General features: G+C 38.4%; 21 protein-coding genes. 11 read left to right on the forward strand and 10 right to left on the reverse strand.

The window, feature by feature from the left end; genetic code table 11:
- Positions 1 to 3: 3 nt before the first annotated feature.
- Positions 4 to 1314: an adenosylhomocysteinase gene (gene ahcY / locus KIT27_01530; protein MCW5588320.1), complete on the forward strand. Its 1311-nt coding sequence runs from the start codon at positions 4 to 6 to the stop codon at positions 1312 to 1314.
- 5 nt (positions 1315 to 1319) lie between these two features.
- Positions 1320 to 2051: a 16S rRNA (uracil(1498)-N(3))-methyltransferase gene (locus KIT27_01535; GenBank protein ID MCW5588321.1), complete on the forward strand. Its 732-nt coding sequence runs from the start codon at positions 1320 to 1322 to the stop codon at positions 2049 to 2051.
- Here KIT27_01535 and KIT27_01540 read toward each other — a convergent pair.
- A complete protein-coding gene (locus KIT27_01540) occupies positions 2037 to 3416 on the reverse strand; it encodes a hypothetical protein (protein MCW5588322.1) in 1380 nt (459 codons plus the stop codon). The genes KIT27_01535 and KIT27_01540 overlap by 15 nt on opposite strands.
- A 37-nt stretch (positions 3417 to 3453) precedes the next feature.
- Positions 3454 to 4875 carry a hypothetical protein gene (locus KIT27_01545; GenBank protein ID MCW5588323.1) on the reverse strand — a complete coding sequence of 474 codons (1422 nt, stop codon included), beginning with the start codon at positions 4873 to 4875 and terminating at the stop codon, positions 3454 to 3456.
- Between the two features lie 423 nt (positions 4876 to 5298).
- Here KIT27_01545 and KIT27_01550 point away from each other — a divergent pair, with 423 nt between their 5' ends.
- Together KIT27_01550 and KIT27_01555 are read left to right on the forward strand one after the other, a co-directional pair.
- Positions 5299 to 6699 carry a phosphomannomutase/phosphoglucomutase gene (locus tag KIT27_01550; protein MCW5588324.1) on the forward strand — a complete coding sequence of 467 codons (1401 nt, stop codon included), beginning with the start codon at positions 5299 to 5301 and terminating at the stop codon, positions 6697 to 6699.
- Between the two features lie 14 nt (positions 6700 to 6713).
- Complete coding sequence (locus tag KIT27_01555) at positions 6714 to 7643, forward strand: AEC family transporter (protein MCW5588325.1); 930 nt, start codon at positions 6714 to 6716, stop codon at positions 7641 to 7643.
- Here the strand turns inward: KIT27_01555 and KIT27_01560 are convergent.
- A complete protein-coding gene (locus KIT27_01560; GenBank protein MCW5588326.1) occupies positions 7640 to 9256 on the reverse strand; it encodes an APC family permease in 1617 nt (538 codons plus the stop codon). The two genes, KIT27_01555 and KIT27_01560, sit on opposite strands and share 4 nt — an antisense overlap.
- Before the next feature lie 32 nt (positions 9257 to 9288).
- On the reverse strand, positions 9289 to 9663 hold the full coding sequence (locus tag KIT27_01565; protein MCW5588327.1) for a hypothetical protein: 375 nt from the start codon (positions 9661 to 9663) through the stop codon (positions 9289 to 9291).
- 137 nt (positions 9664 to 9800) lie between these two features.
- Between KIT27_01565 and KIT27_01570 the strand changes: the two genes are divergently transcribed.
- Positions 9801 to 10388 carry a hypothetical protein gene (locus tag KIT27_01570; GenBank protein ID MCW5588328.1) on the forward strand — a complete coding sequence of 196 codons (588 nt, stop codon included), beginning with the start codon at positions 9801 to 9803 and terminating at the stop codon, positions 10386 to 10388.
- Here the strand turns inward: KIT27_01570 and djlA are convergent.
- From djlA to hslV, 3 genes are read right to left on the reverse strand one after another with little or no spacing between them, the layout of a single operon-like run.
- Positions 10347 to 11150: a co-chaperone DjlA gene (gene djlA / locus KIT27_01575; GenBank protein ID MCW5588329.1), complete on the reverse strand. Its 804-nt coding sequence runs from the start codon at positions 11148 to 11150 to the stop codon at positions 10347 to 10349. The genes KIT27_01570 and djlA overlap by 42 nt on opposite strands.
- Positions 11151 to 11198: 48 nt before the next feature.
- Positions 11199 to 12518 (reverse strand): ATP-dependent protease ATPase subunit HslU, encoded by a 1320-nt coding sequence (hslU, locus tag KIT27_01580; GenBank protein MCW5588330.1) that lies wholly within the window; start codon positions 12516 to 12518, stop codon positions 11199 to 11201.
- A 49-nt stretch (positions 12519 to 12567) separates the two neighbouring features.
- The gene (hslV, locus tag KIT27_01585; GenBank protein ID MCW5588331.1) at positions 12568 to 13113 is read right to left on the reverse strand and encodes an ATP-dependent protease subunit HslV; all 546 of its coding nucleotides are present in this window, start codon (positions 13111 to 13113) and stop codon (positions 12568 to 12570) included.
- A 360-nt stretch (positions 13114 to 13473) separates the two neighbouring features.
- On the opposite strand from hslV, the gene KIT27_01590 reads away from it, so the two are divergent.
- The 4 genes from KIT27_01590 (at position 13474) to KIT27_01605 (ending at position 22123) form a co-directional block, all read left to right on the forward strand.
- A complete protein-coding gene (locus tag KIT27_01590) occupies positions 13474 to 14988 on the forward strand; it encodes a DUF3375 family protein (GenBank protein MCW5588332.1) in 1515 nt (504 codons plus the stop codon).
- Positions 14989 to 15071: 83 nt separating this feature from the next.
- Positions 15072 to 15734: a DUF4194 domain-containing protein gene (locus KIT27_01595; protein MCW5588333.1), complete on the forward strand. Its 663-nt coding sequence runs from the start codon at positions 15072 to 15074 to the stop codon at positions 15732 to 15734.
- 3 nt (positions 15735 to 15737) lie between these two features.
- Positions 15738 to 19085, forward strand: coding sequence for a hypothetical protein (locus KIT27_01600; protein MCW5588334.1), 3348 nt, complete (start codon positions 15738 to 15740; stop codon positions 19083 to 19085).
- Entirely contained in the window at positions 19082 to 22123 is a 3042-nt protein-coding gene (locus tag KIT27_01605; protein ID MCW5588335.1) for an SNF2 helicase associated domain-containing protein, read from the forward strand. The genes KIT27_01600 and KIT27_01605 overlap by 4 nt, the downstream gene beginning before the upstream one ends.
- Positions 22124 to 22314: 191 nt before the next feature.
- On the opposite strand, the gene KIT27_01610 is transcribed toward KIT27_01605, so the two are convergent.
- Together KIT27_01610 and KIT27_01615 are read right to left on the reverse strand one after the other, a co-directional pair.
- Complete coding sequence (locus KIT27_01610) at positions 22315 to 23511, reverse strand: multidrug effflux MFS transporter (protein ID MCW5588336.1); 1197 nt, start codon at positions 23509 to 23511, stop codon at positions 22315 to 22317.
- 120 nt (positions 23512 to 23631) lie between these two features.
- Entirely contained in the window at positions 23632 to 23895 is a 264-nt protein-coding gene (locus KIT27_01615) for a helix-turn-helix transcriptional regulator (protein MCW5588337.1), read from the reverse strand.
- A 393-nt stretch (positions 23896 to 24288) separates the two neighbouring features.
- On the opposite strand from KIT27_01615, the gene KIT27_01620 reads away from it, so the two are divergent.
- A complete protein-coding gene (locus tag KIT27_01620; protein MCW5588338.1) occupies positions 24289 to 24612 on the forward strand; it encodes a hypothetical protein in 324 nt (107 codons plus the stop codon).
- Positions 24609 to 24980 carry a type II toxin-antitoxin system HicB family antitoxin gene (locus KIT27_01625; GenBank protein MCW5588339.1) on the forward strand — a complete coding sequence of 124 codons (372 nt, stop codon included), beginning with the start codon at positions 24609 to 24611 and terminating at the stop codon, positions 24978 to 24980. The genes KIT27_01620 and KIT27_01625 overlap by 4 nt, the downstream gene beginning before the upstream one ends.
- Positions 24981 to 25308: 328 nt before the next feature.
- Here KIT27_01625 and KIT27_01630 read toward each other — a convergent pair whose 3' ends face one another.
- Positions 25309 to 26775, reverse strand: a complete 1467-nt coding sequence (locus tag KIT27_01630; protein ID MCW5588340.1) for a putative DNA binding domain-containing protein — start codon at positions 26773 to 26775, stop codon at positions 25309 to 25311.
- Positions 26776 to 26834 lie beyond the last annotated feature (59 nt).

Below are 26834 nucleotides of genomic sequence, written 5' to 3' on the forward strand. Positions count from 1 at the left end.
ACCATGAATGCTCAACTGAATCAAACGTCTACCCAAGATTTTAAAGTGGCTGATTTGTCATTAGCAGATTGGGGACGAAAAGAAATCGCCATTGCTGAGACAGAAATGCCAGGCTTAATGGCAGTGCGCGAAAAATATCGTCAATCCCAACCTTTAAAAGGCGCACGCATTGCCGGCTGTTTGCATATGACTATCCAAACCGCTGTCCTCATCGAAACCTTAGTGGCGTTGGGTGCGGAGGTGCGCTGGTCTTCTTGTAATATTTTTTCTACCCAAGATCACGCGGCGGCGGCAATGGCGAAAGCGGGTATTCCGGTCTTTGCCTGGAAAGGTGAAACGGAAGAAGAATATTGGTGGTGTGTCGAAAAAACCATGCGCGGTCCCAATGGTTGGGTACCGAATATGATTTTAGACGATGGTGGTGATTTAACCCTCAAGGCGCATGATGATGCGGCTTACATGAAAAATATTAAAGGCATTACCGAAGAAACCACGACGGGTGTTCATCGCCTCTATGAAATGGCCGCTAAAGGCACGCTAAAAGCCACTGCGATTAACGTCAACGATTCCGTCACCAAATCCAAATTCGATAATTTATACGGTTGTCGTGAATCGTTAATCGATGGCATTAAACGCGCGACCGATGTCATGATTGCTGGAAAAATTGCGCTGATTGCAGGCTATGGGGATGTGGGTAAAGGCTGTGCGCAAGCTCTGCGGGGTATGGGGGCTCAAGTGTGGGTTACCGAAATCGATCCTATTTGCGCATTACAAGCGGCGATGGAAGGCTATTGTGTTGTCACCATGGATGAAGCAGCCGATAAAGCCGATATTTTTGTTACCGCAACAGGCAACACCGACATCATCACCCACGCGCACTTAATCAAAATGAAAGATCAGGCGATTGTATGTAATATCGGTCATTTTGATAATGAAATCGATGTCAATTCTTTACGTCAATATCAATGGGAAAACATTAAACCTCAAGTTGATCACGTGATTTTTCCTGATGGTAAACGGATTATTTTATTGGCCGAAGGACGTTTAGTGAATTTAGGTTGTGCTACAGGCCATGCCAGTTTTGTGATGTCCAATTCGTTTACCAATCAAGTATTGGCGCAAATTGAATTGTGGCAACATGCGGAAAAATATCCCTTAGGCGTGCATGTGTTACCCAAGCATTTGGATGAAGAAGTCGCGCGCTTGCATTTGGAAAAAATTGGTGCGCATTTAACGACGTTAACCACCAAACAAGCGCAATATATTGGCGTTGATCAAAAAGGTCCTTATAAACCTGATTATTATCGCTATTAAACACTATGCGAATAACGCGTTGTTATGTCGATCAGCCATTAACGCTTGAGGCCGAATTAACTCTGCCTCAAGCGGTGGCAACACATCTTCATCAAGTTCTGCGTGTCAAAGAAAAGCAAACGATTATATTATTCAATGGCGATGGCCATGACTACCACGCTATTATTCAATCTTCACAAAAACGATGTATCACGGTGTTAATCACCGCAAAAAACCTAAAAACAACAGAATCGCCTGCTTATTTGCATTTAGGGCAAGTGATTTCACGTGGTGAACGCATGCGCTATACCTTGCAAAAAGCGGTAGAGCTTGGAGTCAGTGAAATTACGCCGTTAATCAGTGCGCGTTGTAATGTGAAGTTAGATGCGGATAAACAAACACAACGTTTAGAACATTGGCGCAATATTATTATTGCTGCCGCTGAACAAAGTGGGCGCGCCGTGCTTCCACGTTTAAATCCCATTATGGATATTGGTGCTTGGTTGCCTCAACAAAAAAATGGCATTTTATTAGATCCGGCTTCGTCGCAAACATTGGCTTCAATCACATTTAACTCAAGGGATGCCACCATTCTCATTGGTAGCGAAGGTGGATTAGAACAACCAGAAATTGCAGCAGCTATCACGCAAGGATTTCAAGGAATTGCACTCGGCCCCAGAATTTTACGCACGGAAACCGCCGCCGTCGTGATCTTAAGTTTATTACAAGCAAAATTAGGCGATCTAAGCGGAATTTAATCGCAGCGGTTCCATTAAATTATCATTCAAACTGGAATTCAATTTACGATAACAATAGCGAATTACACTCCATAAAAATTCCATTAAAGTTGAAAAAAATCGTGATATCAATGACGGAGTATTGTCTAATGACGAGGCAGTTAAAGATTCAGGTGGCTGATAGCGATTAATAATCTTGCCGTTATAAAGATGATTGACATCGACTAAATTATGTTGCTGAATTTGAAAACGCATTAAATGAATTCCCAACTCAGGTTTTTCATGAATACTAATAAACACATATAAAAAATTATTACGAAATAATTGTTGGGCATTATTCTGAATATCCTGTTCAACCCAACTTAAATAATTCTTAAATTTGGCGGGTTGCCGCGCAACCGTATGGTGATTTAGCGCATGATCATAATCAACACGAATGGCAGCGTGAATGTGAATATTATAAAGTTGCTCCTTCACGCTTTTAAGTAAGTAATGAAAAAAACCAGAAATCGGCCAAGCAGAAGTGAGGCTAGATTTAAAATACGGAGTTTGAAAACGAAATGTCGTTTGAAGATTATTGGCAATATGGCGTTGTGCTTTTTCATCCCACCACGGCTCATGCTCAGATCGTTGCCAAATGTGATCGCTGCATTCTAAGCGCGATGACGCATGATACCATTCATCGTCATAAATAAAATTATTATATTGAGGTTTAGGCTGTAAGGTTTCATGCAATTGAATATGAATTTCATTATTAGTCGTTAAAATTTCACTGTAAAGATAATTGGGTTCTGAAAGTTGATTAGCTTTAACTATACTATATTGCAATCCCACAATATGGCTTTGCAGATGATCGTTGGGTAATTTTGCTTGACGCGCATCAATAATATAACGACCATCCTCTGTTAAATACGCCACTATGCCATGTTTTAATAGTGGTTGATATTCATAAATATTTTCTTGGGGGTTAAGCAAAAGGTGACCACGTAAAATAGCCGGATGATACGGTAGCATGGGCAACATATCATCAGCTGCACTCATGCCAGTTTCGTGATAGGATTTTTTATAATACTCTAATTCTTCACTTAATTTTAATAGCGCATTATTTCTGATTTGTTTTAAACGCCCGCCTTGGCGTGAAAAATATAAAAAATGGCGATTAAACCGTGAGTGATTTTTGTGGGCGTCGAAATGTTGGCAAGCATTTAAAAAATGTATCAATGCTTGATACAAAGAAGGGGCTTTAGGAAAATCACGCTGATTAAACTCTTGAATAAGATTAGTATGTGTTTTTAAATTTATCGACGTTTTTTTTCTTTTGTAACAGTAATAAGTGTAAATAATTTCATTAGCATACCAAGCCAAACTCTTTTTAGGAAATTTCATAATTTTTATCCTTATATCATAATACGGTAACTGTTATTCAACATGCAGTTTTTTTGCAATAGTCATCTGGTGGTCTTTGACTTGCAGAATTTATAGCATTATCTAACAATCCGGTTTCAGATTGGCTTGAGTGAAGAATAGAAGCCGTTTCATTTTTCTGACTCAATGTTATATCTAAGCAAGATGTGCTTTTATGTTGTGCTTCGAAAGCGGCTTGATTTTCTAAAAGCGCACAGGCACAAGTGCAAATACTGCAAATAATACTTTTACGTCCTACTTGTTGCATGGTATTCAAGTTGAGCTTGTTATTACCTTCGGTGATGCTTTCCGGTGGACTTGCCAGCAAATGGATATTCAAAACTTGTTTTAATATCCGGCAAAAATAGGATACCAATTGCGCGAAGAAGGTAAGCCCTTGATGAGTTGTATTTTCGCTAAGCGGACTGATAGGGTTTTGTTCAAAATATTCCGTTTCATAACGAACTTGCGTGGCTTCGGCGAGTTGTTCGCGCAAGAGCGCATGACTATAAAGTTTGCCATTTATTGTTTCAAGCTCAGTATTGCTTAGAGTGTTTAAAACTAACGTTAGATTATTAACATAATTTTGCATTTGATGTTTATAAGACAAACTCAGATCTTCATTAACATCTGTGCCAGCTTTATAGATTTCTAAAAAGATGAGGGTCAGTGGGAAAATATTTTCTTCTGTGATAATTGCATAGTAAATTTTATTAGCCAGGCTTCTGGGATCTTCCCGATATTTTTTGGAAAGTTGATGTGAAAAATGGGCGGAAGAAATTTTTTTTACGCGGGTGAGCTTTAATAAATTATTCTCATTATTAATTTTTTCATGACAAATATTTTCTAACTCTTCAATGCCTTCATTGCCGGTAATAGAGTTTATGCGATTATAAGTTTCAGCCATAAAATGCCAAAAATTAAGTTTTAATAAAGAAGGAAAGTTATGGCGGATAAAGTCGATAAAATCAGGAGTCGTGTCCGGTGAATTTTCTAGGTTTTGAATTTTTTTGGATAGATAGTCATTTAATGAGGGATTTTGAGTGCGAGTAAATAGTGTTAATAAAATCTGCTTAGAATTATTTTGATTAGCAAGGTAACGTTGGATTTCATGATAACGATTTAAAAAATCGTGATATAAAAATGGTGGTAACGTTTGTTTTAATAGCCAGCGACATTCCTCATGAAATTGACTCGTTGGAATTTCACCTGTTAGTGTGGCAAGTTTAATGGCCTCAATGTATAAATTAGCTTTAATGAGGTTGGCTAAATGCTTGGGTAAACCACAGGGGGTGTAATAAATAATGTCACGTAACGTTTGTACGATATTACGTTTATCGCCGATATTGAGGATAGCATCTAATTGATTTTCGGCGACTTGGATTAAATAATCTTGCGTTTCTTGAATGTGGTGAGGTTTTTCTGATTGTAGTATAGGCATAGCGCACCTCTGAATTATAGCTATCAATCTTCACAACAGGTTCTAAACTCTTGCCTTAAGTTTAGGTGCTATTCCGCTGCGTTAATCAGTAAATCCTTGCTATCGCTGTGAGGAAAGAGTGTTACTATTTCCTGTCTAGACTCTTCACGCTTGAATTTTAGGTTTTGTTGTCGAGCTAAAACCGCTCAGTCATGTATTAGGTATACAACACTCCTTCGCATCTTAAGCTCGGTGCCTCGCCTAAAATCCAATCGTTTTGTATCTATCATTACAACAAAGTGCTAGTCATAAAGATGTAGGTAAATTCCTATTTAGTGCTGCAATATTTTCGCTAGTGTGTGTAAGGCGTCATTCAATGATTGACATTTGAGTAAGCTTACTCATAATCACACACATTCAAACTTAGGCTAAGGTAACGTAACAATGAATAAGACTTATGCAATCACCCCCGCGATTTCTCCTGAAATTTTTCGTGCTTATGATATTCGTGGCATTGTCGATAAAAATTTAACCGCAGATAGTGTTTATACCATAGCGCTTGCTGTGGGCAGTGAACTGCGGGAACGCGGCCAAACGCAAGTGGTGATTGCGCGTGATGGTCGTCTTTCGGGGCCTACTCTTATTCAAGCACTCTGCGCGGGATTATTGCAAACGGGTTGTGATGTGATTGATATTGGTTGCGTGCCCTCCCCATTATTATATTTTGCTACTCACACCTTGCCTGGGGTGAATTCCGGCGTCATGCTAACGGGCAGTCATAATCCCACCAATTTTAATGGCTTGAAAATGGTTATCGATGGGGTGACGTTATTCGGCGATCGAGTGCAGGCCATTTATCAACGCATTCAAGCCCAGCAATTTGTTCAGGGCACGGGAACGTTGCGGGAAGAAGATGTTGTTAACCGTTATATCAACCGCATCACCCAAGAAATTCAATTAGCCCGCCCTTTATCCATTGTCATTGATTGTGGTAATGGCATTCCTGGAAAAGTTGCCCCGCAATTATTCAAAGCGTTGGGTTGCCAAGTCACCGAATTATTTTGTGAAGTTGATGGCAATTTCCCTAATCATCACCCTGATCCTTCGGTGGTGGAAAATCTACGCGATCTCATTACAGCGGTTAACACTCATCGTGCCGATATTGGTTTAGCGTTTGATGGTGATGGCGATCGTTTAGGTGTTGTGACCAATCAAGGTGAAATTATTTTACCCGATCGACAAATCATGTTATTTGCGCGTGAACTATTACGCGAATTTCCTCATTCCAAAATCGTCTATGATGTCAAATGTTCACGTAATGTCGCCAGTGTGGTGGAAGCCGCCGGTGGAATTCCCATGATGTCGCAAACAGGACATTCCGTATTAAAAGCTAAAATGTTGGAAATTGATGCGAAATTTGCGGGTGAATTAAGTGGGCATTTCTTTTTTCATGATCGTTGGTACGGTTTTGATGATGGCTTATATTCTGGTGCTCGAATGTTAGAAATCATGGCGAAAACCCCACAGTCTTCGAGTGAAGTCTTCCATACCATCCCCAATGCTATTGCCACACCCGAAATCCAAATTAGCATTGCAGAACATAAAAAATTTCCATTCATAAAACAATTTGTGGAACAGGCCGAGTTTCCAGAAGCGAAACGAATTACGATTGATGGCTTACGCGTGGAATTTAAAAACGGCTGGGGATTATTACGTTGCTCAAACACCACTCCTACATTAATTGCACGCTTTGAGGCTGATGATCAAACATCACTCACGCAAATTATGCAACAATTTCGTCAGCAAATTCTTAAAGTAGATCCTCGTTTAGTGTTGCCATTCTAATTCATGAGTACGAAATGACGGTTCTATTAACACTCTTCCCCTTATTTTTAATTATGTTGCTGGGATTTGTTCTGGCAAAAACCCAGTTTTTTACCGCAGGCATGGCAACTATGCTAACGCGTTTATTGTTTTTTGTGATCATGCCTGTCACGTTGTTTAGCGATATTGCTAAATTACCTTTTCAGCAAACTGTTAATTGGCCTTATATGGGAGGATTTTTCTTAAGTTCAATGATATTAATGATAACAGTAACAATTATCTCTCATTATATTTTTCATCGGGACTTAAAAAATATAGTGTTAAATGCAATGAGTGGTGCGCAGGTGAATACAGCTCTACTAGCGTTGCCAATTTTTTTAGCGTTGTTTCATACCGTGGTGCCAGTCGCTGGCATAATTTTAGTGCAAGCGCTGTTTAATTTTTTAGGCATATTTTTGCTAGAAAAAATTGTTAAAGCACGGAAAATCTCACTATTACACCAGATTGCCAGTATTTTTCTTAAAACTCCTATTTTACTCGGCATTTTACTTGGAATAGTTTGCAGTGGCTGGCACATTGAACTTCCTCAATTAGTGACATCAACGTGCGATTTAATAAAAAATTCTGCATCGTTTATCGCGTTACTAGCGTTAGGATTATCGCTTTATACTCCCAAAAATGTAACGTCCACTCGCAATTGGTCTGAGATTTCGTTAATTATTTGCTTGAAAATAGTGATTCATCCATTGCTCGCCGGTGTGATTGGTTATTATATGTTACATTTATCAACGCAAAATTTAGTGTATTTGATTTTAATGTCAGCCATGCCCACTGCAAAAAATATCTATATTATTTCTGAAACTTATCAAGTACACCCTGAGCGCGCTAATTTTATTGTCTGCTTTACCACGATCTTTTCAGTAGTCAGTTTGAATTTATTATTAATGTTATTACCAAAGATTTAAGTTTGCAATTGGTTGTGATCAATCAGCCCCTGCAAAGATTGTTCGCGGGCAATTTGTTGAGCGGTTTCATGCGCAGGCAATGCTTGGTGCAAACCCACATAAAAAGTGATGAGACTGAATACACCAATAATAATAAAATCCATTCCAAAATGAATATAACCTAAACCTCCACCGAAATTACCCAAATAAGAAATTATTCCCATACCGCCAAAATAGAGGATGAGCCAATATCCTTGTTGTAAATGTAAATCAGGTCGGGGTAATTGTTGTTTGATTTGATACAAGCGATAAACAATTAAAATTATGAATCCGATGCCTGCGGCTAAATACATTTTTGAAATGGTTTGCCAACCGGTCCAATAGCCAATCATATTTAAAATATAAAAGGCTAAAAAACAAAAAGGCAATGCGTAAGGCAGTTTAAATGGCCGGTTTAAGGCGGGTAATTGTTTGCGTAAAGCAATTAAAGAAACAGGAGCAATCGCATGTGAAAAAACCAGCGCGGCTAAAATGAATCCTGCTAATGTTTGCCAGCCTGGAAATGGCAGTAATAAAATAGCGCCGACCACGAAGTTAACTAAAATTGCCCAATAAGGCACGCCTTTTTGATTTAAGCGACTTAAAAATTTCGGCACGTAACCATTTTCTGCCATCGCATAATCTAAACGCGCCGTGGTGGTCACCACGATTAATGCGCTGCCAAAGGGTGAGTAAAAGGCATCGGCAAATAAAATAATCACTAACCAATTTAAGCCAAAACTTGCTGCAAGCCCCACTAACGGACCTTCGTCGCCTTGAAAGGTTAACTGGGCAAAGCCATTGTGTAAAAATGTTGGAGGAAGGGCACTGATAAACGCAAATTGTACTAGGGTGTAAATAATAATACAGATGGTGATCGAGCCTAATAATGCAATCGGCAAAGCCTGTTGTGGGTTTTTAGCCTCACCTGCAACTTCAATGGATACACGAAAACCAAAAAAAGAAAATACCACACCGGCCATGGGTAAGGCGGTTAAAATTCCTTTGAGGCCATCGGGTACAAATCCTTCATGGGTGTGAAAATTATTAAAATTTTTACTCACATGCAACAACACGAGCACGGTGAATAAGGGAATTAAAATTTTTAACCACACTAACAGCGTATTAAAACGAGAAACTGCTTTGATCCCTAAAATATTTAATCCACTCATGATGAACAATAAACCTGCAGCAATCAGCAAACCCAGATGGGATAATGCCGGTTTGCCATCCACAGAATGAATTAATCCCGGTAAATAATGCGCGGCATATTGCAGGAGTGCTTGAATTTCGATGGGGGCTAATAAAACATAAGCAAGCCAGGCAATAAAGGTCATGGTGTAACTGACGAGCGAGCCATGGGTGAACTGCGGAAATCGTGCAATTCCGCCGGTGACGGGTAAGGTCGTTGATAATTCGGCAAAACTTAAGGCGACAATAAAAACTAAAATGCCGCCTAATATCCAAGTGATAATGGATGCCGGCCCGGCAATTTGCGCAGCATAAAGTGGGCCAAACATCCACCCCGAACCAATCATCGCGCCAACAGAAATGAATAATAAACTCGTTCTTCCAATTACCCGCTGCATTTTCATGTTGTTATCGCTAATGATTAAAACGGTCTAATCTAACCACCATTTTTTAATTTATTAATTTCATTTTCGGTGCATTCTTGAATATAACTCATCGTTTGAGTACTCAATTCTTGTTCGCCAAGATTTTTAGCCACCGCCGCTTTAAATTTAGGACTAGCACAATCACAAATATTATTGGCTACTGTTTGTAATTTTGCTTTATCTTGATCGGTTAAAGGCTCTTTGCGATTTTGCTGACGATTTTGTTCGGCGCCCATGATCATGCCGGAATAAATTTCTGCTTTACAACGTTTTTCAAATTTATCACCCTGCCCATACTCTTGTAGCGATTCTTTCTGTGCGCCCATTGCAGTTACAAGAACACAGCAACTGAGCATTAATCCTATTTTAATCACTAAACGGTGCATGATCCTTTCTCCTTGGTGTGAGTGAAGTTTGGAGTATAGCAGAATTATTTCTGAATGTGCTATTCAATACTTGCAGAAGTTTAGTTTGCTCAGTAACATGAATAAGCGTTTAAATTTTCATAGGTATGAGAAAATCCATGTTCACCGATATCATGAAAAAATCCTTACGGATCATGTTATTCAAAGAAACCCCAGAGGTATTGCCTCCTTCAGCGCATCAATTTTTTCTCTTAATTTTTATTTTATATTTAACACGAGTTTTCACCGAGTTACCCGTCCTATCACGTATGACCTCTAATCATGGTGCATTAGGGGAATTAATTGTTACAGCACTCAATTTTATTGTATTTTACCTTGTTGTCTTTGTGGTGTTGCTTGCTGGAAAAAAAGCAACGCGTTTTTTACCTGCGGCCATAGCCTTGGTCGCTGTCAATATCATTTTTTTCATCTTTATTTTTGCCAATAGCGCAATACTATATCTTTGGACTAATCTTGTGAGCCTGGTTGGCAATCACAGCGTGCTGAATTTTTCCTTCGATTATTTAATTGCCATCATGAACAATTTAAGCTTTGCCCTTGAACCCATTTTACTCTTTATTATCATGCCTCATATTTATGCTAAAACATTATCCACCTCTTTTCGCAAGGGTATTTTAATCAGTGCCCTAGTGGCCTTAGCCACTTTATGTGTGGAAGGAATGGTAATCCGTTGGTTGATAAGTTGATTGAATTAATTGATAAGCTGCTTGAATGCGTTGAGTTTTTTCAGTTGCCGCTTTGATTACAGATTCTGATAATCCTTGTGCTATTAATTTATCGGGATGAGTTTCATTCATTAATTTGCGATAAGCTTGTTTAATGGTATTAATATCAGCACTCATGGGTATTTTTAGCAACTGATACGCTTGCTCAAGATCGAAAAAATTATTTTCATAAAGAGCAAAACGGGGATTTTTAAATTTGTTTAACACCAAAGCAAATTTTTGCTTGAGTTGGTCAAGAAATGTCTGGCTAGCAAGCGTAGGCTTTCCATGAGCATTTGCGGCGTGTTGTTGAATATCCATGAATATTCGCAATAATTCGGGTTGATGGTAACAGGCTGAAAATAATTCCTGTAAAAGCTCTTCAATATTAAAATCGGCGGCGATCCCTTGTTGAAGATACTTACAGGCGTTAAGTCGTTGCTGTTCTGTGAAATGCCAACGTTGCATCAAGTCTTGGGCAAAATGTAATTTATTTTCATTCAGTATGCCGTTAATTCGTCCCAAATAACCTAAAAAAATAAATGTCGTGCGAAAAAAACATAAGCGCAATCGATTTTTTTGCAGGGGGTGGAAAAAAAAGAGTTGCGTTTTTTCTAATTGACCATCGATTAAATGGCCAAGAATAAAACCTAATCCTCCACCCACGGGGCCGGCGAATGAACCTATCACTGCCCCAAGCAATTTACCCCACCAATGTACGTGTTTTTTACCACTAATTACCATGTTGTTTATCACAAAGGTACTATGTTAAACCCAAAATCTCTGGCTATGTTACAAGATATATTGACTCAAATCTTGATCTTGTGCCAATTTGGCCACATGTTGTTCGACGTAAGCTTTATCGATAACCACGGCTTCGGTTAAATCGGAAGCGCGAAAAGAAACATCGTCTAACAATCTTTCCATTACCGTGTGTAATCGTCTCGCACCGATATTTTCCGTGTTTTCATTGACTTGCCAGGCTACTTCAGCAATGCGTCGAATGCCATCATCGGTAAAAGAAATGGTTAATCCCTCCGTTTTCATTAACTCAATATACTGTTCAGTTAATGAGGCAAACGGTTCAGTAAGAATTTTAATAAAATCCTCAACGCTTAAGGCTTCTAATTCGACGCGGATCGGTAAACGACCTTGTAACTCGGGAATTAAATCCGAGGGTTTGGCTAAATGAAATGCGCCCGATGCAATAAACAAAATGTGATCGGTTTTAATCATGCCGTAACGCGTGGTGACCGTAGAACCTTCGACTAACGGTAATAAATCGCGTTGCACACCTTCGCGCGAAACTTCACCCCCACGATTATCACTGCGATGCGCGACTTTATCGATTTCATCGATAAAGACAATGCCGTTTTGTTCGACATTTTCTAAGGCGGTTGTTTTAATTTCTTCTTCATCAATTAAATTCGCAGCTTCTTCCTCGGTTAATATTTTTAACGCATCTTTAATTTTAACTTTGCGTTTTTTGGTGCGACCCGTATTTAAATTTTGAAACATGCTTTGCAATTGGCTGGTCATTTCTTCCATGCCAGGAGGTGCCATGATTTCGACGCCAATCGCTGATTGCGCGACATCAATTTCGATTTCTTGTTCATTCATTTCACCGTCTAAAATTTTACGCCGAAATAATTTTCGAGCGCTGGTGTCTTCGCGTTCGAGCGGTGCTTTATCAAAACTACCGCGAGCAGGTGGTACTAAGATATCAATGACCCGTTCGACTGCGGCTTCTTCAGCGCGACTTTGCATGCGCTGCATGGCTTTTTCTCGCGTCATTTTAATGGCCATATCGGCTAAATCGCGAATAATCGAATCGACATCGCGTCCTACATAGCCAATTTCAGTAAATTTGGTGGCTTCCACTTTAATAAATGGAGCATTAGCTAATTTTGCTAAACGACGGGCAATTTCAGTTTTACCAACGCCTGTCGGTCCTATCATTAATATATTTTTAGGAGTCACTTCACCACGCATGGTTTCATCAATTTGCATGCGACGCCAACGATTGCGAAGCGCAATCGCCACGGCACGTTTAGCGGCGTGTTGACCAATGATGTGTTTATCTAATTCGGAAACAATTTCTTTGGGAGTCATGGTTGCGGACATTCGTTAAGATCCTTATTCTAAAATGATCGGCTTAAAATTAGTTATTATCGTCTAATTCTTCGATCACGAGATTATGGTTAGTATAAATGCAAATTCCAGCGGCGATATGTAACGATTTTTCTACAACATCGCGTGCGCTTAAGTCGGTATTATCATACAGAGCTTTGGCGGCAGCCTGAGCAAATGGTCCACCAGAACCAATCGCAATTAAACTATTTTCAGGTTCAACGACATCACCGTTACCCGTAATAATCAAAGAGGCTGTTTTATCGGCAACGGCCAGTAATGCTTCTAAACGACGCAAAGCGCGATCGGTGCGCCAATCTTTGGCGAGTTCAACCGCCGCACGCGTTAAATGGCCTGAATGCTGTTCGAGTTTGCCTTCAAAGCGTTCAAATAAGGTGAAAGCATCGGCAGTGCCACCTGCAAAACCGGCAATCACTTTATCGTGATAAAGCCGTCTGACTTTCCGCGCATTGCCTTTCATGACGGTGTTACCTAAAGTGACTTGACCATCACCACCAATCACGACTTTCCCATTGCGACGAACGGATAAAATAGTCGTACCGTGAAATTGTTCCAATGTGTAGGCTCCTAAATCGAGAGAATTAACAACGAATATTCTTAAATGGGGCATAGTATTCATTTTTCAAGTAAAAACCAAGAAATTTCCGCAGTCGACTGCTGAGCATCGCTTGTTCAAACTCTCTAATCTTGCTCTTAACTTGCGGATTTTTGGTGCTACACGGCGTAAAATCAACCTTTTTTGCCTAAAATTCGGCGGCTGTTCGCATTAAGACAACAAATTTTTAGACAAAGTGGCGCAAAATGAGCAAATAAATAGCGTGAGTTGACGCCTTATGGCTAAAAAAAGTCGACTTATTAGCAGATTTTGCCTAAAATGCCCGCTGGTATTTTTGTCGAGGTGGCGAGGTGTTAGACTTTGGAATTTGAACGCGTATTATTTCACACAGAACATTCCGCTACTTTGCGATTACTTAGAAGCAAACATGCCCCCTTCGCCATGAGTTTTTTCTTTTTTGCCTTTAAAAAAAAAGGTCGCTTGCAAATTCCCTATAGCGAACTCAAAGAATTGCTCACGCAGTTTTTAGAAAATTTAGATGATGAGGCTAAAAAAGAACACAGTTTAACGGCACAACAATTTCTCGATCTGTGGAGTCATGATCACCAAGGATTTATCCGTAAATATTTTGAATTAAATCAAGATGAGCCGGTCACAGAATTGACCGCAGATACTGAGCGCGCGCTAGAATGGATGCGTAATTTAGAAAAAAAAGAATTTGTAGGAACGCAATCGCGCTTTCTTTCAATTTACGAAAACATGAAACAAATAGCCGATCAAACCGAAGAAAATCCACAATCACGACTATCCTATCTGAAAGATCAGCGCAAAAAATTAGACGAAGAAATTAAGCAAATTCAAACCACGGGCGTGGTAAGCCGGATGGATGGTACGCAAATTCGTGAACGTTTTCTTAATCTAATCGAAGATTCCAGGCGTTTGATTTCTGAGTTTCGTTTGATTGAAGATATTTTTAAAGATATTACACGAAAAATTAAAGAAAAAAAATTAAAAGAAGTGGTCACTAAAGGTGAAATTTTACGCGAAGTATTAGATGCGCACGATGCGCTTGAAGAATCTGACCAAGGGCGGAGCTTTGCGGCATTTTGGCAGTTTTTAATTTCCGATGATCAACAAAATCAGCTGAAAAAATTCAGCCAAAAAATATTAGACACACCAGAAATCAAAGAATTTGTGCGCAGAAACCCTGATAGACAATTAGATACAAGTTTGCTTAAGCTCAAAAGCCAATTGTTGCAAGTAGGACAGAAAGTCTTAAAATCCAAATTTAGGCTCTCTGAAGAATTACGCAAATTACTTCACCAAAAAGCGTTGATTGAAAATAGACGAGTATTAGAATTAAGTGCAGATATTAAAAAATTATTATTAGAAAATAGCGCAATATTTTTAAATACGGTGAATAAAGAGTTTACTACACTGCAAAATGGTCTTGAAATTCAGTTGCCTTTATCTCGTCCTCTTTGGCAACCCAGCAATGCTTCACGTTTTATCGATCAGCAACTTGAAACATCAGAAAATAACGATCAAGCCTTAGAAGATTTAACGGCACTGGTGAATACTCCACTGATTAACGAAGCTGAATTAGAAGCACGAATTGAAAAATTATTAAGTACTGCACCACAAATCTCTTTATCGCAAGTAGTGCAATTATTCCCTGTGCAATTTGGCACGGCAGAAATATTATGTTATTTGTTAATTGCCGCACGCACAGATCATCACATTATTCGCTTTGAGCAAACAGAGAAAATTTTTTGTCACGATCGAGAAATTGCAATCGTTGTGCCCAGCGTTATTTTCGTCAGAAAATCAAATGAGCAGAGTACTGTGGCGTTTGCTTATCAAGATACAGGATAAACGAGGTTGTTACCATGGGTATCGCAACAGGCGCTATCTGCTCGCGAGGTATTAGTACACTCAATGAATAAAGGTTAGGATCTATGTCAAGTGTTACAGCGAAAGCGAAAAAGCCAGAAAAAACGGCAGCATTTTCATCTGTGCTCATTAAATTATTACAAGGATTTCTTACTGCGGATGAAAAAAAATATTGGGAACCTCTGCTAGTTTATCAAGAAGCGGTGCGCGACTATTTTTCAGCATTGGGTTTGCAACTTCATTTAAGCATGGATGATGGTTATGCCTTTCTTAAGCAAGGTTCGTTAGATCAAACAGCAGAAGATGAGGTTGAGGAAACTGAATGGCAGGAAAACTTGGTAGCGCAGGGAGACGAAGCTTCAGCGTTGCAGGTTCCCACACTAGTACGTCGAATGCCTTTGTCATTTGAGGTTAGCCTGCTGTGCGTGTTATTGCGGGAAGCGCTTGAACAATTTGATTTTAAGGTTAACGATGATCATAGATTAGTGCTTCATCGAACCGATATTTATGAACTATTAAAATTATTTTATGCAGAAAGAACCGATGAAACCAAACAAGTTAAACGATTTGATACGTTGATTAACCGTGTCGTGGAATTAGGCTTTTTAAAAGAATTAAAAGGTAATCAACATTCTTTTGAAGTGCGACGAATTATTAAAGCGCAATTTGATGCCGAAAAATTAGGTGAAATCAAAGCACAAATGTTAGCAGCAATCAATGGGAAGTAGAAAATGAATACCGCTGGATTTAAGCTCGAACGATTTGAAGTTTATAATTGGGGCACGTTTGATGAAACAGTTTGGATTATTGAACCCAAGAGTTGTGGCGCGTTACTTACTGGAGAAAATGGCTCGGGTAAATCGACGTTAGTCGATGGTTTATTAACACTCTTAGTCCCTAACGTCAAACGTAATTATAACTTGGCTTCGGGTAATGAAAAAAAAGAGCGTTCAGAATTAACCTATGTGCGTGGCGCCTATGCGCGCGAACAAAATGAATTGGGAAGCGGTCAAACTAAATTTCTAAGAAAAGAAGAAAACTACAGTGTTCTACTTGCCAAATTTCACAATGATCTCACGCAAGAATCAATTACATTGGGTCAGTTTTTTTGGTTTGAGCATGCAACGCTTCATAAATTATTTTTTGTTTCGCATGCTAATATTTCGATTAAAGAACACTTTAGTCAAATTAAAAATTCAAAAGAAGTGCGAAGCCGCCTTAAAAACATTGGTACTACGCAAGTGTTTACGACATTTTCAGAATATCAAGCTTATTTTATTCGCTATGTGGGATTGCGTTCGGAAAAAGGGCTTGATTTATTCAATCAAATTACGGCAATTAAAGAAATCAGTCGACTCAATGAGTTTGTGCGTAAACATATGTTAAATGCGAATGACACTCAAGAATTATTAAATTCATTGTATGCGAATTATCAAAATTTAGAATTAGCCTATCAGGCAATATTATTATCAAAACATCAATTAGCAGAACTCGATCCTCTGGCGGAGGATGCTAAAAAATTCAAAATAACCGCTGAAAAATTAATTCAAATTCAACAAGAACGACAAACATTACCTTATACCTTTGCATGGCATAAGAAAACAGCATTAACCAATCAACAAGCAGAGTTTTCGCAAAAATTAATAGCAAGCGAAACGATGCTTAGCACCTTTGAACGCAAGCTTAATTCGCTGAGCGATCAAAAAATGGAATTAAGTCGTCTTTTAGCTCAAGATGAAATAGGTCAAGAATGCACGCGATTAAAAATGCTGATAGAACAACACCAAGAAAAAATGCGCGCAACTCGTAAAGAAGCAGAACATTACGCACAGTGGGCGCAACGCTTAAATTTTCCAGCGACACCCACCTTAAAAGAATTTGCCAAAAGTTTAGAACACTGCAAAACCATCATTTCTGGACATCAAGCGCAGTTAGTGGAACTGCAGCACCAACAATACGAAGCTAAAAAAGCAGAAGAACACATTCATAAAACCATCGAAGTGTTAGTGGCGGAAGTAAAGTCTTTAAAAGGCAGAAAAAACCGTCTTCCTACAGCCTTAATTAAGGTGCGAGACGATTTGGCAAAAACGCTTGGCTTTTCTGTCAATGATGTGCCCTTTATTGCAGAATTGATGAAAGTTCAGGAAGTAGAATGGGAAGGTGCGATTGAACGACTATTACATTCATTCGCTTTGCGGATGTTGGTGCCTCAAGATTTATATTTGGATGTTTGTAAAATACTTAATCGTCGCGATATTGGAGTGCGTTTGGTATTTCAAAAAGTGGATGAGCAATTTAATGTAAAACCACAAACACTGAAACAAATTGATGCCAATAAACTCATTCACAAATTAGCATTTCGCAATCAGTCATCTTATACACCGTGGCTAAAAGAGCAAATCATCAAACATTACGATTATGCTTGCGTCAGTGAACTTGCAGCATTTCAAAAACAATTTAAAGCAATCACGCCGCAAGGCTTAATTAAACATGGGTTTAGTTTAAATGAAAAAGATGATCGATTTTCTATTGAAGATAAAAGTCGTTATATTTTAGGCTGGGATAATCAAGAAAAATTAAATTGGTTACTGCAAGAAATTCAGCAACACCAAACAGCTCTGGATGCCGCCGCAAAAGCCATGCAGTCAATTAATAAAACGATAAGCCAAGTGGAAGTCGAATTAAGTGCGGCTAACGCATTGAGTAACATTCAGGATTATGATCTAATTAATTGGCAAGCGAGCGCAGAAGAAATTGCGAGCTTACAAAAACGTTTAGCAATGCTGAGCAATAAACATCAGAAGAGTGGACAAATTCAAAAAGATTTACAACAGCTTGAACATGAAAAAAACCATCAACAACAATCGCGCGATAATACGCTCAAAGAAATAGCGGTGCTATCAAGCGCCATTCAGGAATTGGCACGAGAAATTGAATATTGTGAAAATACCCTTAATCAATATACCAATCAACCTGTAGAAACTCCCTGGCTTAATGCTTATATGAAAAAGCGAAAAATCAAATTTGCTAGTTTTAATCTTCGCGATTATGCAATAATGGAAAAAAATGCATTAGATACGATTAATGTAGAAATTTATAAAGCTGAAGCGGACAAGCAACAATTACAAGTGATGTTAGTGCGCAAAATGACTCAATTCAAAACACGCTTTAGTGAACAAGCCATCGACCTAGATGCCACGCTCGACTCCTTATCAGGATATCTCGATTTACAACAAAAATTAAAAACAGAATCGCTACCAGAATACGAACGCCGTTTTCGCAAACTCTTGAGTAAAAGTGTCATGAATGATATGGCGGTGTTTAAATCGACGTTGGATTTGGCATATGAAGAGATAGAGAGCACCGTTCATGAGTTGAATGACGTGCTTGCTACAATGAATTATTCACAGAACACTTATGTGCAACTGCAAATTGTGAGAAATAAAGATGTTGAAGTTAGAGAATTCCACCATCTTTTAAAATATGCCCTGCTTGATGCGAATGCAGATAATAATCAAGATACTGAAAGTGATGTAAGTTTCGAGCGGATTAAAACATTACTCGACCGTTTAAAAAATGAAGAGCGCTGGTGTAAGAAAGTGACTGACGTTAGAAACTGGGCTGATTTTTCTGTATTAGAAAAAATCCGTACGACCAACGAACCTAAAAATTATTACTCAGATTCAGCAGGTCTTTCTGGTGGCCAAAAAGCCAAATTAGCATTTACTATTTTGGGCGCTGCAATTGCACATCAATATGGGTTAGATTTAGAAAGTGATAAACAAACTGGGAAAAAATCTTCGGGAAATTCATTTCGCTTTATTGTGGTCGATGAAGCATTCAGTAAATCGGATGAAAAAAATTCACGATATGCGATGGAGTTATTTCAAAAACTGCAATTACAAGTGATGGTGGTAACGCCAAAAGATAAAATTCATTTAGTTGAACCTTATGTAAAGTCGATTTTTTTAACTTATATCAATGAAGGACAAGATCGTTCACAATTAATTAATCTTTCTTTGGAACACCATGCTAAGCAATCATCATTGATAAATACGGTTGAGTTACAAACAGCATGATCGAATCCGATATTTTTAAAAAGTTACAATTCACCCAAGCAGGCAAGCAAAAAGAAAATCGCTGGCAAAAAAAATTAGACGCCATAGAAAAATTCTCTAAATTAGTTGCCCAGATAGAGATTTCATCGTTGGATAGTAAGATTCCGTCATCAATGGGCGATGTTGAATTTAACCAGCGCTTGCAATTCGAATTGGAGTTTGAATCGGTTTTATCTGAACAACAAGACCTGCCAACTACTTCATGTGTGTTGAAAATTTATGAATTAGTTACCAATACTTCACTACATCGAATTAATTCGCGCGCAGCATTAGACGTCTTAATGCATCAACGTGAACTGAGCGAACCTGAAATAAATTGGTTGCAGGCATTGAAGCCCTACGCGTTAACACATAGCGAAAACGATTTTAAAATTGTATTACCTCCTGCAATGGAAGTTAAACTCTTAAAAGCACTCTGTGCTGAAAAGCGTTTAATTTATTTTGATCCTGAACCCAAAATTTATCATTGGCCAGCGAACCCCTATCCACTGCTATTTATTCCTCAACTAGAAATTAGCGAGTTAGGAGCAAAATTGTGGGGAACATGTGTAGATAGTGAAGGATGTGTTATCGATCTTTGGGATATCCAACAAGTCACGTTAGGTGGAGTTGCTAAATCTAATCACCAATTATTTGAATATAGTCCATCAGCGTATCCGCTTATTGAAACTCTTTTATCAGGTGGTGCTATTCAAAGTCCTGAGAATGAATTGGAAGATTTTATTGATCAACTTTTGAGGATCGTTGATTATCATGTGTTGGAATGGCCTAGTAATGTCCGTCTTGAGTTGGTAAAGGTACCTTTGCGGCCAGTATTTTATGTTAAAACTAAAGAAAATAAAAATGGAATGACTAAAACCAGTATCGAAAGTTTTGTCTGGTTTCGTGCAGAGAATTATGAATATCCCGCGCATATTCATAAAGACTTGAAAGCACCGGAGCGTCCTAAAGTATTTCAGCTGACGGTGCAAAAAAATTCTGAGAACTATACGGTAGCTTTGCTGATACCAGACAGTGCTCTTGAACATCAGTATTTACAAGAAATTGCAGCGTGCAGCGAACTGATTTGGAACGAATTTCGCCGATCCTTTACCATTAAATTACACCAAGCGACAACATTATTTTATTTTTTACTAAATCGAGGTTGGGAAGTATGGGCGGAAAATTTGCAAATTAAAATTTTGCAAGAAATTGACGTGCAATTAACGACAGAACTCAATTGGTTTGAATTGGATGTGACTACGGGTACGCCAGCAATAAAAATTTCCGCTTGGCAATTAATTCATATGCTTAAAAAGAAACGCATGTTCATCCAACTCAGTGATGGATCATTAGGAATTTTACCGGAGCGCTGGTATCAAGAATTCGAGCGACTTTTTGCTTTGCGTAATCCGCAAACTGACGATAATGAAGATAGTTTAAGGTTTTCTACTGCGCATGCCTTTCATTTTGCTCAATTAGCAGAAAATGCCAAAGGATCAAGTGATCTGAATTTTAAAGGCGATGCAGAATTTGAAAAAATTCGCCAAGAAATTTTAAATATTCAAGGTTTAAAACCATTACCAGCACCACCTACGTTTCAGGTTAATTTGCGCTCGTATCAAGAAATGGGTTTAAGCTGGTTAGATTTTTTAGGGCGTGCACATTTAGGTGGGTGTCTGGCTGATGATATGGGGCTTGGAAAAACCGTGCAAGTATTAGCGTATCTGGATTTCAAACGCTTTAATGCTGCCAAAGGGGAACGATTTCGCACGTTATTAGTGTGTCCACGTTCACTACTGGGAAATTGGTTGCAAGAAGCAAAAAAATGCGCGCCACGCTTAAAAACTGCAATTTTAACCCCTGCTAAAATATCTCAGCTTGATGACATAGTTGAGGAACAAGATTTATTAATTGTTTCTTACGGCATGGTGCGTCATCACCTAACAGCATTGCAAAAAATTAAATTTGATTTATTAGCTTTGGATGAAGCACAATTAATTAAAAACAGTAGTGCCCAAATTACAATTGCAGTCAATCAACTGTATGGTAAGCAACGACTTGCCATTTCGGGAACTCCTATTGAAAATCACATGGGAGAGTTTTTTTCATTATTTGAATTTTTAAATCCAGGGATGACTCATCCCGCCTTGCTTAAAACTTTAAATGCACCAGCAGAAAATGAAGAGCCAGAAAATAATTTATCGACCCAATTTTTAAAAGGCATTCGTCCATTAATTTTACGGCGCTTAAAAACCGATGTCGCCAAAGAATTGCCAGATAAAGTGGAGCAGCTCTTGGTGTTGCCCATGGAAGAAAACCAAGAAAATCTTTATCTATCATTAAAAACCTATTATCAAACACAACTTGATCATCAAGCTGCAGAAGGATTTTATGAAAAATCCTTTTTGCTTGAAGGATTGTTGCGACTTCGACAAGTGGCTTGTCATCCAGGTTTATTGGAAGCCTCTTCATTCGCCCATCAAGAAAATGCTAACCCAATAACACATACTTCAAATAAGTTTGAATTTTTGCTGGAGAAATTAAAAAATTTGCTAGGAGCAAATCATAAAGCCATCGTATTTTCACAATTTACCTCGTTATTAAAATTATTTCGACCACTGCTCGATGAGCTGGTAATTCCTTATGAATATCTCGATGGCCAATCTCAAGATCGCATGGAAATTGTCAGCCGCTTTCAAAATAATCCTGAAATTCCTATTTTGCTTGCAGGAATTAAATCGGGAGGATTGGGGCTTAATCTAACCGCTGCCGACTATTGTTTTATTTTCGATCCCTGGTGGAATCCAGCCATTGAACAACAAGCCATCGATCGCATCCATCGGATCGGACAAGATAAAACGGTTAATATTTATCGTCTGGTATCCCAAGATACAGTTGAAGAAAAAATGTTATTGTTGAAAGATAAAAAACAAAAAATAGCCGATCAACTTTTAACGTCCGATCATGCTTTTTTAGAACAATTAAATTATGAAGATTTTCAATTTTTATTTCAGTAGAGTGGAGAGAAGTTTTAATAAAGCAATATCCAGAGCATAAGAATTTAATTACGGAATTTACTAGAGAATAATCAATTGATGATGATGCAGTTCATGCTTTAGTTATCAATCAAACGCTGGATGATACTGTTACATCCACCACAAGATATTTATTACTTAACCATGTATAGTAAATTATAATAAAATTATTTTCATTGAGTATTTCTTACTAAACTAAAATAGCAAATAAAGCCTAATAACCCTAAAACAACAAATGCGCCAGCTAATGTGTTGGTGCCAAGGTGGGGAAAACTCGCAACGATGGCGCTAAAGGTAAAAGAAACTAGTAGCTGAAACGATCCAAATAAAGCTCCTGCGCTGCCGCGTTTATTGTGAAATGGGCTAAGCGCCATGGACATGGTGATACTGCCGATAAATACCAGCGCCAAGATGGCAATAGAGACACCGATTAAAACAGTTGGAATGCTGATATGGCCGGAAAAAGTAAAAAGTGATAAAAAGATACCACTCGATAATAAAAGCACAATGCCAATAAATAATGTTTTTTGATTTTTAAGTCGTAACATAAAAAAGGGTGATATTAATTTTCCAATAATTCCTGCGGCGCCAACCACGGCGGTTAACCAACCAAAAACAATAGGCGTGGTGTGAAATTGATCTTGAAAAATAAAAGAACTGATGGTTGTATAAAGTATACTTGCTGACATTGCAATTCCCGTGAGTAAAGCACAGCCCACAAATAAGCGATTTTGAAAAAATGAGAAATAGGTTTTAACGAGAGGAAATAGAGAAAAAGCTTCTGGACGTTTATGTTGATTGGTTTCTTCAAAAAATAACATAAAAACTAGCAATGCCAATAAAATAATACTGCCTAGCAAAATAAAATTAGCTTGCCAACCAAAGGCGTGCTGAACATAACCGCCCAACGCCGGAGCTAACAAGGGCGATAAACTTAAAAACAACGTAAAGTAAGAACCTATGGCAGCTAAACGTTCCCCTTGCATCACATCTGCCGCGATAATACGACCTAATCCCCAGCACACACCACTACCAATGCCTTGTAAAATTCTTAATATCAGAAATGAGATAATGCTTTGACTAAATGCCGCGGAAAAACTGGCAATGGCAGCCAAACATAGTCCGAAAATTACTACCGGTTTACGTCCAATTTTGTCAGATAAGGGTCCGTAGATCAGCATGCTTAAACCTACGCCAAGAATAAATAACGTCACCGATTGCTGCATGTGTGCTCTGGTGGTGTGCAGGTAAATCATGATATGAGGCAGTGATGCCAGATGAATATCGACACCTAATGAACCACAAATCGCTAATAACACGGTTAGGCTCATTAATTTGAATTCACGAAACGTGATGAATTGTTGCGGCATAGTATCAACCGAGGGGTTTATTTTGGATTATGATAGGCGCTTATGAGATTACAAAGCAAATTTTATATCACGCTTGAACAGTTGAGCACGTTTACTCCCCGAGTTTGCGACACCATTTCTTCAAGCAACATTTTTCGTATCAAAATCAGGGAAAAGTAAGACGGCGGGATGAACTTTTAATGCTTTAGCAAAAACGATTGCGCTATCACGCCCCATTTGTTTAGCATTGCATTCTAAAGCAGAGATATTGGATTGTTGAACACCTGTGATTTTAGCTAAGCCCGTTTGGGTTAGACCTTGTGCTTCGCGAATAATTTTAAGTGCTTCGCCAGGTGTCATTTGCACATGCACTTTTGCTTTGACAAAATCTTTGGGATTTATCATGGTAATTAACCTCACTAATATTGATGTGGATTAACATCAATTACATAAACGGATAATTCTTTTTTGTCCGCTTGATATATACCGCTCGCCAATGAAGATGCGGGGAGTCGGAGATCAAGTCGCAGGCGAGCAGTATAATTGCGAAAGCAAGCTTTCGCAAAAAAAGAGGAAAAATAGGTGCTTATTAGGATAACTCACTTCGACAATCAGTGAAAATTTCTAACCCTAGATTTTGACTTCAGCCGCATCTTGAAGTGCTTTGGATATATCACATGACACTTTAACGATAATTTCGATGATCGGAAGTTTTTCCATTCACTTTTAGAGTAGGATTTAAGCTCAAGACGGGAAAAAAATCTAACCACGAATACAAGCAAAATGAGGAATAAACTTATGTTGAGCAAAAAAATTGGACTCACGCGTAGGCCGTGTTATTCCATAGCAAACTTGACTTTGGTGCCAAATGCGGTACCATTAAATATGAGCCAAGTCAATAAAATGATTGCAAAAATGCGCCACAATCCAACAGATTGGCGCATTGAAGATTTAGTTAAAATTGCAGAGCGATTTGAGATAGATTATCGGCAGCCAGGCACTAGCCATGTTACGTTTAGAGCTAAAAAGGGGCAGCGTATTACGGTGCCTTCGCATAAGCCAATTAAACCTATTTATATTAAAAAATTTTTAGAAATGCTAGACAGCATGGGAGTATTATGATGAGCCATAAACTTCATTACCCTTTTAATGTAAGACCTTTATCAAAAGAAGAAGGTGGTGGCTATTTGGTCGAGTTTCCCGATCTTCCTGGGTGTTTTGCCGATGGCAATACCGTCGAAGAGGCTCTACAAGAAGCTGAAGATGCGATGCTGTCTTGGATTAAAACCACTGAAGAGTTTGGTGATGAAATTCCAGCCCCTTCAATTGCCGATCACTACAGTGGCCAATGGCGTTTAAGGATCCCACGCTCATTGCATGCGGAATTAGCCTTAAGAGCTAAACAAGAAGGGGTGAGTCTTAATACGTTAGCCGCTACGTTATTGGCATCGGGTTTAGGCCGCAGATTAACCACTGGAAAACAGCGTTAATGTATTTTGGCAGAAGCTTAATAATTTCAAACAGACTCTTAGACGACCAAAGAAATTTGACCAAGAACATTCTGTTGTGCCGTGAAAACTATAATCTATTGTATTTAAAAGATTTTAAAGGATCTATCCCCAGTAGAGAGGTGACCAATTTTCTATCGTTACCAGGTCTCAAGTCTTTTGCCATCTTTTCCTAGTATCATTCATGGCTTATTTACCCTCTAATCAAATCCCGGTCAAATAATAACTAATTGATATATATTAATATTTTATTTATTCACTGTCGGATATAGCCCCTCAGTCAAATCCCAGTTAAATGTTAAAAGTATTTTTAGGCCCACCAAGGCAGATATTTTCTAGCTTTACTGTCACCGTCTTCATTGGTACGCTTAACTAAGCCCTCATTAATGGCGTCAGAAATGACTCTTGATACCATTGCGCTATTTTTTGGCTCTATATCAAAACGTTCTCTAAGCGTCGTGTTTGTCATATATTCACCATCAATGTAACGTAAAGCAGCATGTTGATAACAAGCCTGCAACCTTTCTGTTTTGCTCATATCTTTAAAAGGTCTACGCTCAAATAACGTGATCCGAGTATGTTCAGCCGTTGTTTCAAATCTAGGTGCAGGTAAGTGGTAGGTTTCTATTTGAGAAATAACTTTATCAATTCCTGTGCCCCTTTCCTCACAGATACCTATACGTCTCATGAACGAAGCAATAGCCTCATTGCGCGATTTCGGCGGGTAATCTAAAAAGCGATCCGTATCAACCAACGGTAATCCGGGATTAGTTATTTCAATACGACTAGAAAATAATTCAATCATAATAGAGGTGCCCCTAATATGAAAATCTTGATGAATTATTGCATTAGCAACTAACTCTCTAATAGCTAACTCTGGAAACATAGATATTTCTTTACGAAAGGCTTGCCCAATAATTTCATTGCTAGGTATTAATTGCATAATGGCTTTAATTAAAAGTTCATAACCTACAGCATAGCCCTGATCACTTAATTCTTCTCGAATGGTCTCAAGTTTAGATGTTCCTTTATACTGAATTAATCGCACAGATTTTCGTCTTAAATGAGAAAAATCAGAAAGTTTTTTTGCAAACAGAACCGCACCAAAATTCGTAATATTCCAATTCTCCGATTTAGATTTAACGATCATTTCTTCAGCTTTCAGTGCCTCAAGAATACCTGTACGGTTTTCCGGTAGTGGTGATTTGGTTAGGTAAAAATAAGCAGGATAATTCAGTAAACGTAATACTTCTTCAGCGCTTATATTTTCTGCTGCAATTTCTTTTTCAAAAGGAGATTGTTCGAAAGCGCGCCAAAGTTCACGTTCTTTCTCTGGATGATCTTTCAATTTTTTCTTATACGACCCAACCCGAATAAACTCATCATTTTTAAATCGCACTGGGTGCCTGAAAGCCGCACCGATTTCTAACAATACAATCGAGAATTCATCAAAATCTAATGTATAAAAATGAAAATTAATCTTAGGTGACAACAGTCTTATCAACCAATTTTCTAATTCTTCATTGCCAATTTTGACCCCATCAGGCTTGAAGGTCGTGCCAATAACGTCATGCGTATCATTAGCTACACCCCATATTATATAGGCATTAACTTTTCCTGCTAATGCTGCTGAATTAGCTAACGCTGAGATATATTCACCGATTTCTTCCGGTTTTTCGTTATTTTCTTTAAACTCGATCCATTCAGTTTCGTTTGGCAGTTTTCTAAGTTCTTTGACGATACCCATCAAATACTGATTTGATCTGATAATAGTCATAATTTTAAACTCAATAAATATAATAAAATGACATCTATAGAATGCACTATAACACAAAG

The organism is Legionellales bacterium (assembly GCA_026125385.1).
GTDB lineage: Bacteria > Pseudomonadota > Gammaproteobacteria > JAHCLG01 > JAHCLG01 > JAHCLG01.

Coding starts and splice junctions, on each gene's coding strand:
- KIT27_01600 (MCW5588334.1), top strand. CDS start 15,738: ATGAATACCGCTGGATTTAAGCTCGAACGATTTGAAGTTTATAATTGG.
- KIT27_01625 (MCW5588339.1), top strand. CDS start 24,609: ATGATGAGCCATAAACTTCATTACCCTTTTAATGTAAGACCTTTATCA.
- KIT27_01535 (MCW5588321.1), top strand. CDS start 1,320: ATGCGAATAACGCGTTGTTATGTCGATCAGCCATTAACGCTTGAGGCC.
- KIT27_01620 (MCW5588338.1), top strand. CDS start 24,289: ATGTTGAGCAAAAAAATTGGACTCACGCGTAGGCCGTGTTATTCCATA.
- djlA (MCW5588329.1), bottom strand. CDS start 11,150: ATGGTAATTAGTGGTAAAAAACACGTACATTGGTGGGGTAAATTGCTT.
- KIT27_01565 (MCW5588327.1), bottom strand. CDS start 9,663: ATGCACCGTTTAGTGATTAAAATAGGATTAATGCTCAGTTGCTGTGTT.
- ahcY (MCW5588320.1), top strand. CDS start 4: ATGAATGCTCAACTGAATCAAACGTCTACCCAAGATTTTAAAGTGGCT.
- KIT27_01595 (MCW5588333.1), top strand. CDS start 15,072: ATGTCAAGTGTTACAGCGAAAGCGAAAAAGCCAGAAAAAACGGCAGCA.
- hslU (MCW5588330.1), bottom strand. CDS start 12,518: ATGACTCCCAAAGAAATTGTTTCCGAATTAGATAAACACATCATTGGT.
- KIT27_01630 (MCW5588340.1), bottom strand. CDS start 26,775: ATGACTATTATCAGATCAAATCAGTATTTGATGGGTATCGTCAAAGAA.
- KIT27_01555 (MCW5588325.1), top strand. CDS start 6,714: ATGACGGTTCTATTAACACTCTTCCCCTTATTTTTAATTATGTTGCTG.
- KIT27_01615 (MCW5588337.1), bottom strand. CDS start 23,895: ATGATAAATCCCAAAGATTTTGTCAAAGCAAAAGTGCATGTGCAAATG.
- KIT27_01540 (MCW5588322.1), bottom strand. CDS start 3,416: ATGAAATTTCCTAAAAAGAGTTTGGCTTGGTATGCTAATGAAATTATT.
- KIT27_01545 (MCW5588323.1), bottom strand. CDS start 4,875: ATGCCTATACTACAATCAGAAAAACCTCACCACATTCAAGAAACGCAA.
- KIT27_01560 (MCW5588326.1), bottom strand. CDS start 9,256: ATGAAAATGCAGCGGGTAATTGGAAGAACGAGTTTATTATTCATTTCT.
- KIT27_01610 (MCW5588336.1), bottom strand. CDS start 23,511: ATGCCGCAACAATTCATCACGTTTCGTGAATTCAAATTAATGAGCCTA.
- KIT27_01605 (MCW5588335.1), top strand. CDS start 19,082: ATGATCGAATCCGATATTTTTAAAAAGTTACAATTCACCCAAGCAGGC.
- KIT27_01570 (MCW5588328.1), top strand. CDS start 9,801: ATGTTCACCGATATCATGAAAAAATCCTTACGGATCATGTTATTCAAA.
- KIT27_01550 (MCW5588324.1), top strand. CDS start 5,299: ATGAATAAGACTTATGCAATCACCCCCGCGATTTCTCCTGAAATTTTT.